Source organism: Cognataquiflexum rubidum, assembly GCF_022538115.1.
GTDB classification, from domain to species: Bacteria; Bacteroidota; Bacteroidia; order Cytophagales; family Cyclobacteriaceae; genus Cognataquiflexum; species Cognataquiflexum rubidum.
The window spans coordinates 14,816-27,447 of record NZ_JAKZAL010000039.1 but is presented as its reverse complement, the minus strand read 5'-3'; the positions used below and the strand labels follow the sequence as shown (position 1 = coordinate 27,447).

General features: G+C 42.8%; 12 protein-coding genes. 11 read left to right on the top strand and 1 reads right to left on the bottom strand.

The features are described from left to right. The first annotated feature begins 280 nt into the window (after nucleotides 1-280). From MMU05_RS22645 to MMU05_RS22595, 11 genes are all read left to right on the top strand, one after another. On the top strand, nucleotides 281-526 hold the full coding sequence (locus MMU05_RS22645) for a type B 50S ribosomal protein L31 (protein ID WP_241143935.1): 246 nt from the start codon (nucleotides 281-283) through the stop codon (nucleotides 524-526). Between the two features lie 71 nt (nucleotides 527-597). Beyond that, nucleotides 598-1,797, top strand: coding sequence for a GlmU family protein (locus tag MMU05_RS22640; protein WP_241143934.1), 1,200 nt, complete (start codon nucleotides 598-600; stop codon nucleotides 1,795-1,797). 7 nt (nucleotides 1,798-1,804) lie between these two features. Next, on the top strand, nucleotides 1,805-2,953 hold the full coding sequence (locus MMU05_RS22635) for a DNA polymerase III subunit (RefSeq protein ID WP_241143933.1): 1,149 nt from the start codon (nucleotides 1,805-1,807) through the stop codon (nucleotides 2,951-2,953). 2 nt (nucleotides 2,954-2,955) lie between these two features. Then, a complete protein-coding gene (locus MMU05_RS22630; RefSeq protein WP_241143932.1) occupies nucleotides 2,956-3,387 on the top strand; it encodes an ATP-dependent zinc protease family protein in 432 nt (143 codons plus the stop codon). Then, nucleotides 3,384-4,316, top strand: coding sequence for a 30S ribosomal protein S6--L-glutamate ligase (rimK, locus tag MMU05_RS22625; protein WP_241143931.1), 933 nt, complete (start codon nucleotides 3,384-3,386; stop codon nucleotides 4,314-4,316). The genes MMU05_RS22630 and rimK overlap by 4 nt, the downstream gene beginning before the upstream one ends. Then, nucleotides 4,288-5,226 carry a hydroxymethylbilane synthase gene (hemC, locus tag MMU05_RS22620; RefSeq protein ID WP_241143930.1) on the top strand — a complete coding sequence of 313 codons (939 nt, stop codon included), beginning with the start codon at nucleotides 4,288-4,290 and terminating at the stop codon, nucleotides 5,224-5,226. Before rimK ends, hemC begins: the two co-directional genes overlap by 29 nt. Continuing rightward, nucleotides 5,223-6,056 carry a peptidylprolyl isomerase gene (locus tag MMU05_RS22615; RefSeq protein WP_241143929.1) on the top strand — a complete coding sequence of 278 codons (834 nt, stop codon included), beginning with the start codon at nucleotides 5,223-5,225 and terminating at the stop codon, nucleotides 6,054-6,056. Before hemC ends, MMU05_RS22615 begins: the two co-directional genes overlap by 4 nt. After that, nucleotides 6,046-6,984, top strand: coding sequence for an SDR family oxidoreductase (locus MMU05_RS22610; protein WP_241143928.1), 939 nt, complete (start codon nucleotides 6,046-6,048; stop codon nucleotides 6,982-6,984). Before MMU05_RS22615 ends, MMU05_RS22610 begins: the two co-directional genes overlap by 11 nt. Before the next feature lie 39 nt (nucleotides 6,985-7,023). After that, entirely contained in the window at nucleotides 7,024-8,412 is a 1,389-nt protein-coding gene (locus MMU05_RS22605) for a sodium-dependent transporter (RefSeq protein ID WP_241143927.1), read from the top strand. Between the two features lie 133 nt (nucleotides 8,413-8,545). Then, on the top strand, nucleotides 8,546-8,917 hold the full coding sequence (locus MMU05_RS22600) for a response regulator (RefSeq protein WP_241143926.1): 372 nt from the start codon (nucleotides 8,546-8,548) through the stop codon (nucleotides 8,915-8,917). A 164-nt stretch (nucleotides 8,918-9,081) separates the two neighbouring features. Next, on the top strand, nucleotides 9,082-9,672 hold the full coding sequence (locus MMU05_RS22595) for an outer membrane beta-barrel protein (protein WP_241143925.1): 591 nt from the start codon (nucleotides 9,082-9,084) through the stop codon (nucleotides 9,670-9,672). Nucleotides 9,673-9,707: 35 nt separating this feature from the next. Here the strand turns inward: MMU05_RS22595 and MMU05_RS22590 are convergent, their stop codons facing one another. Further along, nucleotides 9,708-12,494 (bottom strand): WD40/YVTN/BNR-like repeat-containing protein, encoded by a 2,787-nt coding sequence (locus MMU05_RS22590; protein ID WP_241143924.1) that lies wholly within the window; start codon nucleotides 12,492-12,494, stop codon nucleotides 9,708-9,710. Nucleotides 12,495-12,632 lie beyond the last annotated feature (138 nt).

Here is a 12,632-nt window from a genome sequence, read left to right as displayed (position 1 = left end):
CGCTTTGTCTGATACTAACCAATTTAAATAGAAAAGAAGAAATATTAACCGATTTGCTAGGAATTTAACATAGAAACTTGACAGCCTGACAACCCAACAATTACAACAACTACAACGATTACAACCAAAATCCCCAAACCCTTTGCGTCCTTGCGGCTTTGCGAGATACTTTATTCTTTCACTCGTCAAATTATTACCAAACAAGATTTGGATACATTTTAAAAAAGAAATAACTTTGTGCCTCATTTCGGAAAAGCGATAAAAGATAAATAACAATACAATGAAAAAAGACATTCATCCTAATTACAGAGATGTCGTATTTTACGATACTTCAAGCGAATATAAGTTCATCACCAAATCCACCATCCAGACTTCTGAGACAATCGTGTGGGAAGATGGCAAAACTTATCCGGTATATAAAGTCGAAGTAAGCTCAAACTCACACCCTTTTTACACAGGTAAGAAGATGATGTTGGATACAGCAGGTCGTGTTGACAAGTTCAACAAGAGATACGCCAAGAAATAATTTTACTCGCCTGCTAGCAGGTAAAGGTCTCCCGGAATCGGTTTTCCGGGAGACTTTTTTATTTTTGTACCATGGACAATCTGATTCTATTCGATGACCCTGCCATCCGGGGTTCTTTGTTGCCATTTACTTTTACAAGGCCTATCGGGGATATCCGGGTGGGGATTTTGAAGATTTCGGAGAAATGGGAAAAATATTCGGGACACAAACCCGGGTTTTTGACGCAGGACTACCTTACTGTAAAGTTCCCCAAAAAAGAAGGCGCTGCTTTGATGGTCAACGGTGCGGTTTGTCCGGATCAGATGCTTTGGTCGGCCATCCACCAACTGAAAAACACCGAGTCACTTTGGTCCAATAACCTTTTGGTTGCGGCCTTTTCAGAAAATCCCAGTGCCTTTCATCCAGATCAGGCCAAAGCTTTGATCAAAATCCACTATGAAGGTGCGGTCACAGCGATTCAAAAATCATGGCATATTTTTCAGGTCAATGCCGCTGAGATCAGGAAAGATTACGAGCTGATTACTGCCGGCAGACGGTCCGAAGTTTTGGAAGATCCACATACCATTGTATATAATGCGGCGCAGATTTTCATTGAACCGGGAGCAAAAATCAAAGCCGCCGTCCTCAACGCCGAAGGGGGACCGATCTATATCGGGAAAAACGCCGAAGTGCAGGAAGGTTCGCTGATCAGAGGCCCATTTGCGCTTTGCGAAGGTTCGACGGTAAATATGGGAGCCAAAATGCGGGGAGATACGACTGTGGGTCCTTTTTCTAAAGTTGGGGGAGAAATCTCCAATGCGGTCCTTTTTGGCTACTCCAACAAAGGCCATGAGGGATTCCTTGGCAATGCCGTGATCGGCGAATGGTGTAACCTCGGTGCCGACACCAATACTTCCAACCTTAAAAACAACTACGCAGAAGTCAAAATCTGGGATTATACCAAAGGTGGATTTACCAATACAGGCTTGCAGTTTTGCGGCCTGATGATGGGAGACCATGCCAAGGCTGGCATCAATACGATGTTCAACACAGGGACGGTTGTCGGAGTCGGAGCCAATGTTTTTGGTGACGGCTTTCCGAGAAATTTTATTCCCTCCTTTTCTTGGGGCGGTGCATCGGGATTCAGCACATTTCAGGTGAGAAAATTTGAAGAAACAGCCATTGCGGTGATGAAAAGAAGAGGATTGGAATACAGCCAGACCGAAAAAGAAATTATCCAAAAGGTTTTCGAATTGACAAGACATTACCGTATTTGGGACAAAGAAGTCTGACAAAAATATGCTGTTTTCATCTATTCCAGGTTTGGAGGAAGTAAAGGAGAAGATCGTCCAAGCGGTCAAAAACAACCACCTTGCCCACGCACTTTTATTTCATGGGCCTGAGGGTTCTGCCAACCTCCAGATGGCATTGGCGCTTGCTACGTTTACGCTTTGTCAACAACCCGGTGAGTACGATTCCTGTGGAACTTGCCCTTCCTGCCAAAAAATGTCAAGAATTGTCCATCCGGATATGAACTTTGTGTTTCCATTGGTGGGAGAGAGTAAAGAAGACGAAGATGAGGAGAATAAAGGAAAAAAGATCGACTTCCCAACCTCCTTCAGAAACTTCGCCATAGAGACTCCTTTTGGGAATGTTTCCGATTGGATTTACAAGAATAACTTTGAGAAAAAGCAGCTCAACATTTCCAAAGCAGCTGCAAAGCAGATCATCAAAACCCTTTCACTCAAGTCATTTGAAGGGGGATACAAGATCATGCTCATCTGGTCTCCGGAATATCTGAATGCCCAATCTGCAAATTCCCTTTTGAAAATATTGGAGGAACCGCCTGCCAAAACACTTTTTATTCTCGTGACTTCCCATCCTGAGCAATTGTTGACGACCATTCTTTCCCGAACCCAAAAGGTCATGATCAGGGCATTTTCGGATGAAGAAGTGATGCAGCATTTGATTCAGAAGTTTCACATTACGCGAGATACTGCCATGCAGATTTCCCCATTGGCGGATGGGAATATGCGGGAGGCCCAAAACATGGTCAATCAGGTAGAGGATGAATTCACGAGATTGGTTAGGGACTGGTTCCGGGCTTGTTATTCAGTCCATGTCAATGACATGTTGGAATTTGTAGAAAAATTCAGTTCCAAAGACAAAGAAGCCCAAAAATCTCTGCTTTTGAGCGGGATCAATGTGATCCGGGAGGTGATGTTGGACAAGTCCCAATTGGCGGAATTGATGCGTAGTATAGAAACTGACCGGGAATTTATCCACAATCTCGGCGTACATGTCCTCGATGAGGAAAAACTCATGGCCATCTATCAGGCCATGAATGAGGCACATTACCATTTGGAAAGAAATGCCAATGTTCGGATACTTTTTGCAGATCTGTCCTTCCGCCTGGCACGAATCATGCGGCCGATGCAAACAGCTTAGCCATGAAAAAGACAATCGGAAGAAGGGAAAAAATTCATCTGCCAAAATGGGGGTTGAAAAATATAACTGTCAAGACAGATACCGGGGCTTATACCTCTGCCATCCATTGTGAATTTGCCGAAGAAAAGATTGAAAATTCTGTGCCCGTGCTGTATTTTAAAGTCCTTTCTCCGAAACACAAAAAATATAAGAACAAAATGATTCGGACTGAAGATTTTACCGAAAAGGTGGTAAAAAATTCTTTTGGTCAGGCGGAAGTCAGGTTCAAAGTGAATACAAAAGTCGTTATGTTTGGGGAGGAATTTGATGCCGAATTTACTCTTACAGACAGGGCGAAAATGAAGATTCCGATACTTATCGGAAGGAAATTGTTAAGAGGTAAATTTTTAGTGGACGTAGATTCTATAAACCTGTCAAAGAAATCACAACAATGAAGATTGCAATACTTTCCAGAAATCAACACCTTTTTTCTACCAAAAGGTTGATAGAAGCCATCCGGGCTGCGGGGCATGAGGCTTTGGTCGTAGACCATTCCCTTTGCGATCTGATCATTGAGCAGGAGGGGCCTTATATCATCTACAAAGGTGAAAAACTCGAAGGTGTCGACGCGATCATTCCAAGGATCGGAGCATCTGTTACTTTTTACGGTACTGCTGTGGTTCGTCAGTTTGAGTTGATGGGCGTGTTTTCTGCGGTGGATTCTCAGGCGATTGTCAGGAGCAGGGACAAGCTCAGAAGCCTACAGATCCTGTCCAAAGCGGGTCTGGGGATGCCCAAGACGGCTTTTACGAATTTTTCCAAGGGCGGAGAAAAAGCCCTGATCGAAAGGGTAGGCGGAGCGCCGCTGATCATCAAGTTACTCGAAGGAACACAAGGATTGGGTGTGGTCCTCGCCGAAACCAAAAAAGCGGGGCAGTCCGTGATTGAGGCATTCCATGGATTGAAAGCTAGGATTATCGTGCAGGAATTTATCAAAGAAGCAAAAGGAGCAGATATCAGGGCATTTGTCGTCAACGGCAAAGTCGTCGGCGCCATGAAGAGACAGGGTGCGGAGGGAGAATTTCGGTCCAATCTCCATCGAGGAGGAATCGCGACAGTGATCAAATTGTCTAAAGAAGAGAAAGCCGCCGCCCTGAGTGCAGCCAAAGCTTTGGGCTTGGATATAGCAGGCGTGGACATGTTGCAGTCTGACAGAGGCCCTCTAATATTGGAAGTCAACAGTTCGCCGGGATTGGAAGGAATAGAAGAGGCGACCGGAGTGAATATCGCCGGGGAAATTGTCAAGTTTATAGAAGAAGCAGTCGAGAAGAAAATAAATAAAAAGAAAAGTAAGAATGAGCAAACCGATCAGGATAGGCACTAGAGGAAGTAAATTGGCTCTTTGGCAGGCGTATCACATCGCAGACCTTCTCAAAACAAAAGGACTGGAAAGTGAGATCGTCCTTATCGATACCAAAGGCGACAAAATTTTGGATGTCTCCATTGCCAAAATTGGCAGTAAAGGAGTTTTTACTGAGGAGTTGGAGGAGCAACTGTCCACCGGTTCAATAGACATCGCCGTCCACAGTGCCAAAGACATGCAGTCCAAGTTGCCTGATGGGTTTGAAATTATCGCCTTTACCGAAAGGGAAAAAGAAAACGACATCATCCTGAGTCATCAGACAGCTATCGATTATTCCAACCCTGACAAACCACTTCTTTTGGGAACAAGCTCTACTAGAAGGGTAGCTACGCTGAAGCATTTTTATCCCCATATCAAAACAGTTGAAGTCAGGGGAAATCTCCAAACGAGAATCGCCAAAATGGAAGCCGGACTGTGCGATGCATTGCTGCTTGCCTATGCAGGAGCGCACCGAATGGGATACGATGAGATGATCCGCCATGAACTTTCTTTGGATGAATTTACCCCTGCCGTTGGTCAGGGTTCGGTTGCAATAGAATCTTCTAAAAACCTTAACCCCATTGTCAAATCCAAAATTATAGAAGCCTGTCACCACCAATCGACCGGACATAGGCTCCTTGCAGAAAGGGCTTATCTCCGGGTTTTGGAAGGCGGATGCAGTATTCCAGTTTTTGCTTTGGCAGAAAATCAGGCAGACAAACTTCATCTCAAAGGAGGAATCGTGTCCCTAGATGGATCCAAAAGAATTATGCACCATGTATCAGGACATGAATCACAAGCGGAGGAATTGGGTCGGGAACTTGCGAAAATGGTGTTGGAAAGTGGAGGAGATCACATTTTAAAAGAAATCAAATCAGATATGAAAAAATGAAAAGACTGAGTTTTATCCCCGTTGTATTATTGACTGTGTTGCTTTTCTCCTGTTCGGTAGAAAAGGATTACGTCATCAAAATCCAGACAAAGCATGGAGATATGTATGCAGTTTTGTTTGATGAAACCCCAAAGCATAAACAGAATTTTATCGACTTGGCAGAGGCCGGAAGATTTGATTCGACCGAATTCCACAGAATTATCAAGGATTTTATGATTCAGGGTGGAGATGTGTTTACAAAAGAAAAACTTGCCCCCGAAACATGGCCAACTGTTGAAGCAGAGATTGTACCTGGAATGATCCATAAAAAAGGGATGATCGCTGCTGCTAGAATGGGTGATAATGTCAATCCGGAACGGAGGTCCAGCGGGTCACAGTTTTACATTATTCAAGGCAAAACTTATACCCGAGATGAATTGGTGACTGATATGAAGCTTTTGTCGGAGACTTATTTCAAATACATCCAATTGGGCAGCAATGTGGCTTTGAAGGAGGAATACGCGAGATTGTACCAAACCCAACAATTTGACAGTCTCAACCAAAGGATGCTTTCAGAAAAAGCGAATCTGGAATCTTTTTTCAATGTAGAACTGAAAACACCCATGACAGCTGAACAAGTGGAAGCTTACACCACTGTCGGTGGAACGCCCCATTTGGATAATGAATACACCGTATTTGGTGAAGTGATTAAGGGACTTGATGTCATGGAGAAAATCGCCACAGTTCCAACAGGCGAAAGAAGCAAGCCACTTGAACCTATCTATATGACTGTCACTGTGGAATTGATCTCAAAAGCAAAAATCACCAAAGAATACGGTTATGTCTATTGATTCAGGATTGAAAAAAACGGTTTTGGTCACAGGGGCCAATGGCTTGCTTGGTCAGAAGTTGATTGGGTTTTTGAGAAATGATGCCGGAGTTGATCTTATCGGAACCGGTAAAGGAGCATCAAGATTACCTGAAACCTGGAACAGAAGTTATACTTGGCAAGAATTGGACATCACTGACAGGGTTCAGGTGATGGAAGTTTTCGCTGCTACAAAGCCCGATACGGTAATCCACGCAGCGGCGATGACCCAAGTGGATGATTGTGAAAAAGACAGAGAAGGATGCCGGATTTTGAATGTGGAGGCGGTCAGATACCTGATCGAAGCTTGCGAAATACATAACACCCACCTGATCCATCTTTCCACTGACTTTATTTTTGATGGGGAAGATGGACCTTATACCGAAGAAGCCCTACCCAACCCGGTCAATTATTATGGTGTGACCAAAATGGAGGCGGAAAATCTCTTGTTTGCTTCTAAGGTCCGATGGGCTATCGTCAGGACGGTTTTGGTTTATGGGATCGCGCAGGACATGAGCAGATCCAATATCATTCTTTGGGTCAAAAAATCCCTGGAAGAGGGAAAGACCATCAAGGTCGTCAATGACCAATGGAGGACACCGACATTGGCCGAGGACCTTGCGGAAGGTTGTATTTTAATCATGAAAAAAGGAGCAACGGGAGTTTTCAATATTTCCGGAGCTGATTTTTTGACACCTTATGACATGGCTATCCAAACTACGGAATATTTCGGACTGGACAAAAACTTGATTACGGAGTCAGATTCGACACTTTTTACACAGCCTGCTAAGCGTCCGCCACGAACAGGTTTTATAATTGACAAGGCAAAGAAGGAACTTGGGTATTCCCCCAAATCTTTTTTGGCTGGAATTGGTATTTTGGCAAAACAACTTAAATTAGCCGATTCTTAAAAATAAAAAATTCATCAAATCACAAGTAATTGATAGACTATGGCGATTAAAACAGATGCTCCGGGTAGGGGTCAATTCGGGTCAAGTTTTGGCTTTATTATGGCTGCTGCCGGTTCTGCGGTAGGATTGGGTAATATTTGGAGGTTTCCATACCTCACAGGACAAAATGGTGGAGGAGCCTTTGTTTTTGTCTATATTTTATGTGTGATTTTAATAGGACTCCCGCTTTTGTTGAATGAAATTTCTCTAGGAAGAATATCCGGCAAAAACCCCATAGGTGCCATTAGGGGTACGGGAGGAAATAAGTTTTGGCAGTTGGCAGGGATTCTCTGCGTTTTGGTTTGTTTTTTTGTATTGAGTTATTATTCAGTGATTGCAGGCTGGACATTAGGTTACATTTTCACGGAAGTGATTGACATACCTGTTGATTTTGAAGAGTTTCAACAGACTCCGATGTATATCATTCCTTTGACTTTTGCCTTTATATTGATGACAATTGGAATCGTGTTAGGCGGTATTTCGGGTGGTATTGAAAAGGCTGCAAAATTCTTAATGCCTTTGTTGCTGATCATTGTTGTCTTTATTGCGGGCAGAAGTGTCACACTTGAAGGTGCAAGTGCAGGGATTGAATATTATCTGAATCCGGATTTCTCCAAGATCAATTCAAAAGTGGTACTTCAGGCATTGGGTCAGGCTTTCTTTTCGATGTCTGTAGGATGGGGTTTGATGATTACTTTCGGTTCTTATCTTCCCAAAAACGGTAATATTGTTGCTTCCTCAGGTTGGATAGCCGGTATGGATACTGCGGTGGCCCTGATGGGTGGCTTGATGGTTTTCCCTGCATTGTTCGCATTGCTTCCTGGAAAAGATCCTGCTGCCGGACCTGCATTGGTATTCGATGTATTGCCAAGAGTTTTTGATGCGATGCCAGGCGGCAATATTATCGGTGGATTGTTTTTCCTTTTATTGATGGTTGCAGCCCTGACTTCTACGATTTCTATGCTGGAAGTGCCGGTTTCGTATTTGATTGATGATAGAAAGTGGAGCAGGAAAAAAGCAGCTTGGATTGTCGGGATTGCAGCAATGGCTCTTTCCATACCTTCAGCATTGTCTTCAATAGAAGGAAGTATATTCAACAGCATGTCTATATCATTTTTGGGAAATACCAAAATTGGATTTTTTGACATCATGGATTTCACTTTCGGTACTGTAGCTGTGGTAGTGATCTGTTTGATGCTTAGTTTGTACACAGGTTGGGCTAAGAAAATCGGAGATTTTGCAGATGAAATTGCACAAGGAGCTCCTGGATTTAAGGGTGCATCCAGAAAAACATGGGTATTCTTTATTAAGTGGGTTTGTCCTGTTGTGATCGCATTGGTATTATTGGATCTATTGGGTGTATTTGGAACCCCTCAGGAAGGGGGTTGATTTCCAAAACTCGAAAAATGTAAAAGGGCCGAAACGGCCCTTTTTTTTTGAATAATATTTTTTGCTTTTTATATAAAAATTAATGTAATTTTAAAAATCCCCAAACAGACACAATTTTCTTCCCATTATTACTATGAAAGTCTTGGTAGTGGATGATGATGCCATAAACAGGCTGATTCTCCAAAAATTATTCGAACGTAGAAACAACGTTGTCGTTACTGCTGTAAATGGTCTTGAAGCCCTTGATATCTTTATCAATGATAATGGGATAAACATTGTCATTACTGATATCATGATGCCTGAGATGGATGGTATAGAACTCCTTGCTGAAATCAAGCAAAGAGACAAAACCGGACAAATCCCGATCATCGGATTTACAGCAGGAGACATTGATTATTTCAGAAGCATTGCGGTGATTCCTTTTGACAGGTTATTACCCAAACCAATGGATTACACTGAGCTCTATAATATTGCAAATCAGTTTGTTTTGGATAGGGCCTCTTAATTTTCAATTTGGTTAAAAAATCAAAAAAGCACGCATTAAATTTTTTAATTTCTAAAATTCATAACGGAATCACCTCAAGCAGGAATTGCTTAAAAAATCATTTTTTTTAGCAATTTCCTCTTTTTAACTCGTTAAATTGATAACAATCTAAAGCCATAATAATTATGAAACACTTCCTATTTCTAATTTCCGCCATCATCCTGAGCTTCAGTGTTCAGGGACAGGATTTTTCCATTGGCCCAAAAGCGGGCATTTCTACTGCAAACATTCACGTGAACGGAGAGGATTTTCAAACCGGAGACAATGATTTTGGTTACCATCTTGGACTTTTTGTCCGAATGGGAGGAAGCTCAATTTTTATGCAACCGGAGCTTCTTTTTACAAGTACGGGAGGTTCTGTAATCAAAACGGATGATAACGGAGTACAGACAGATTTTAATGCCAATTTCAACAGGCTGGATATTCCCGTTATGTTTGGATTGAAATTTTTAAAATTCCTAAGGGTGCAGGCCGGACCTATTGCTTCTGTTTTGGTCGATTATAAAATTGAAGATGCGCTGAATGTGCCTGTGGAAGTGGATTATAAAACTTCCACTTTTGGCTATCAGGCAGGTTTGGGTTTGGATCTGGGCAATTTGATTTTTGACCTCAAGTACGAAAGTTCCCTAAGCAAAATGTCAAAAAGTTCTACGGCATTTCAAACTGACCAACGCCAAAATCAAATCATTTTTTCGGCTGGTTTCAGGTTGTTCTAAAAAAAAGAGGTCCGGAATTCCGGACCTCTTTGGTATTATTTGATTTCAAAAACCAACTCATCTGTGCCTGAATTTTTCTTGATGAGGATAGTGTATTTCCCCTTTCCGATATTTCCGTATTCCCAACCTGTGGAATTCACGCCTTTGGAAGAAGTTACACTCCAGGATTTCAGGCTTTCTCCCTTTTCGTTTTTCACCTCAAAATCAGTTTGGCCTGACTGATTTACAAAGTAAAGGATAGACTGACTCGGTTTTGTGTTGGGTTCCTCTGCCCAAGGTGATCTTCTCTGGTTGATCCTGATTTCTGAAGCACGAAGCAATTTTGCCTCAGCTGTTGGGTTAAGCGCGACTTTCTGAAGCGGATCCAAATCCACAATGAATACACTTCTTCCATGTGACCCAATGACCAGGTCATTTTCTCTTTTTTGGATCACCATGTCATAGATGGCCACATTAGGGACATTTCCCTGAAACAGCTCATAACTTTTTCCTCCATTTAGAGAAACATATAATCCGTGGTCAGTTCCCAAATAAAGGATATTGGGATTGGTATGATCTTCCTTGATCACATTGACAGCTTCCTTCGGCAGATTGGCGGAGACAGAAATCCATGTCTTTCCATAATCCGAGCTTTTGTACACAAATGGAGAAAATTCATCATAGCGGTAGCCATTCAAAGTGACATAAACCGTTCCTTCGGCAAATTGTGAAGGGGTGATGCTGCTGATCCACCTGTTTTGCGGAAGGCCTTTACTGATATCTATCCAACTGTCCCCATGGTCTTTTGTAACCCATACATTTCCATCATCCGAACCGGCATAGAGTGTTCCGAATTCGAGGGGAGATTCCTCAATTACCGAAAGTGTGGCGAAAGGCACATTTCCACTTTTCTGGTTTTTGGTCAAATCCGAAGAGATGGTTTCCCATGTATCCCCCCTGTCCAAGCTTCTGTAAACATACTGCGAACCCATGTAGAAAATATCCTGATTGTGGCTACTGAGAATCGCAGGTGTTCTCCAGTTCCATCGGTTTGGATCCCTTCCAATGTCATGTCCTGGCGTAACCAATTTTCTTTCTTCTGTTTTAGTATTGATCCTGAAGTAATTTCCGAACTGAAATCCTGTGTAGACCACATCATTGGATCTGGTGTCCACGGCAACGACCATTCCGTCACCGCCCATGAGGGAAGTCCAAGGTACTTCGGGTTTGTTGGTGGAGGCTCCGTACCATACGCCATTGTCCTGCATGCCGCCATAGACATTATAAGGTGTCTTTTCATCCACCATGATGGAATAAAACTGGCTGATCGTCAATTGGTCATTGAGATGGTTCCATCTTTCTCCTCCCCCAAAGGAACTGTAGATGCCCCCGTCAGTACCCAAAAGAATATGCTTGGCATCGTTTGGATTGATCCACATGGACTGATGGTCAGAATGGACATCGCCGACAGTGTCTGTTCTTGCGAAATTTTTTCCCCCATCTCTTGAAACCAAGAGAGGTACGCCCAAAATAAACATTTGATTTTCATCCTCGGTGCTTACCCTGATTTCTCCAAAATAATATCCGTACGAGTTGTACAACCTGTCAAGATTGGATTCACTCACCTTTTTCCAGGTTTTTCCCGCGTCATCTGAACGGTAAACTTCAGCGCCGATGACAGCCGAATTGAAAAGGGAAGCATTGGCGTCTTGCCCGGTACCATTATAATTGGCGATTTGTTGAGGAGTAATCTTTCCTGTTTTTACCAATTTCTTAACTGTCGCGGCATCATATTTTGTAGCAAATCGGTTGCTTCTGAGGAATTTTTCAAGTTTATCATTTTCGAGATTTTCAATTTCCAAGACAGACATTGTTTTGAAATTTTCAAATTTCAAATCTTCCGTAGTTTGTGCCGGTGCTTGCCTTGCAGGCTTTTCCTGCATTTTTTGGTAATCGTGAAGGGCATAGACAACAGATGGATTGCTCAGGCTAAAGTCAAAACCAATTCTTCCGACAAATTCATCCTGTGGAAAACCTGTGACAGATTTTTTCCAGGAATCTCCTCCATCTTCTGATCGCCATATGGCCGAACCTTCACCGTTTCCAATAAAATCATGTGCCTGTCTGAATCTTTCCCAAGATGCCGCCAACATGACATCTGGATTGGTAGGATGGAATTTAAGGTCGATGACTCCGGTATTGTCATTGATGGAAAGCGTTTTTTTCCAAGTTTTGCCTCCGTCTTTGGTTTTGTAGAGTCCCCTTTCTTCATTTTTGGAATAAAGGGATCCCATGGAAGCAACCCACACTATATCAGGGTTGGTCGGGTGGATTTGAATCTGACCGATATGCTGGGAATGTGGCAGTCCCATAAATTCCCAGGTCACCCCGCCATCTTTGGATTTGTAAACCCCCGAGCCTGCGTAGGTGGACCTGCTTGAGTTGTTTTCACCTGTTCCAACCCAGATGATATCATTGTTGGAAGGGGAAATGTCCATATCCCCAATTCCTAAGGCGCCTTGGTGGTCGAAGACGGGTTTGAATGATTGTCCATTGTCATTGGTTTTCCATACTCCTCCGGATGCAGCGGCGACATAGTAGGTTTTGAAGTCATTGGTTACCTCAATGTCCACAATCCTCCCGCTCATATTGGTAGGTCCGATATTTCGGGCAGGATAATTTCTAAAAGGTGAATTAGAAAGCATTTCCTGATGCACAGAAACGGCTTCTTTCATTTCTTTGGCCGTGGTGGGTTTTACTTCCTGTGCCTGAACAGCTGAAAAATGGAGTCCAAATAGAACAGGCAAAAGCCCGCTAAAGACCTTTATAAAATTTCTTTTCATAGGATTGTTTTGTTTGTCCAACAATATAAATATTCGGGAATTTATTTTGATACAATAAGGTATAAAGTGATAAGGATTCTGGATAGTCGGAAGTAGCTATATTTGGGAAAACAGGAGCGTTCAAATATTGGGCAATTG

Coding starts and splice junctions, on each gene's coding strand:
- MMU05_RS22645 (WP_241143935.1), top strand. CDS start 281: ATGAAAAAAGACATTCATCCTAATTACAGAGATGTCGTATTTTACGAT.
- MMU05_RS22640 (WP_241143934.1), top strand. CDS start 598: ATGGACAATCTGATTCTATTCGATGACCCTGCCATCCGGGGTTCTTTG.
- MMU05_RS22635 (WP_241143933.1), top strand. CDS start 1,805: ATGCTGTTTTCATCTATTCCAGGTTTGGAGGAAGTAAAGGAGAAGATC.
- MMU05_RS22630 (WP_241143932.1), top strand. CDS start 2,956: ATGAAAAAGACAATCGGAAGAAGGGAAAAAATTCATCTGCCAAAATGG.
- rimK (WP_241143931.1), top strand. CDS start 3,384: ATGAAGATTGCAATACTTTCCAGAAATCAACACCTTTTTTCTACCAAA.
- hemC (WP_241143930.1), top strand. CDS start 4,288: ATGAGCAAACCGATCAGGATAGGCACTAGAGGAAGTAAATTGGCTCTT.
- MMU05_RS22615 (WP_241143929.1), top strand. CDS start 5,223: ATGAAAAGACTGAGTTTTATCCCCGTTGTATTATTGACTGTGTTGCTT.
- MMU05_RS22610 (WP_241143928.1), top strand. CDS start 6,046: ATGTCTATTGATTCAGGATTGAAAAAAACGGTTTTGGTCACAGGGGCC.
- MMU05_RS22605 (WP_241143927.1), top strand. CDS start 7,024: ATGGCGATTAAAACAGATGCTCCGGGTAGGGGTCAATTCGGGTCAAGT.
- MMU05_RS22600 (WP_241143926.1), top strand. CDS start 8,546: ATGAAAGTCTTGGTAGTGGATGATGATGCCATAAACAGGCTGATTCTC.
- MMU05_RS22595 (WP_241143925.1), top strand. CDS start 9,082: ATGAAACACTTCCTATTTCTAATTTCCGCCATCATCCTGAGCTTCAGT.
- MMU05_RS22590 (WP_241143924.1), bottom strand. CDS start 12,494: ATGAAAAGAAATTTTATAAAGGTCTTTAGCGGGCTTTTGCCTGTTCTA.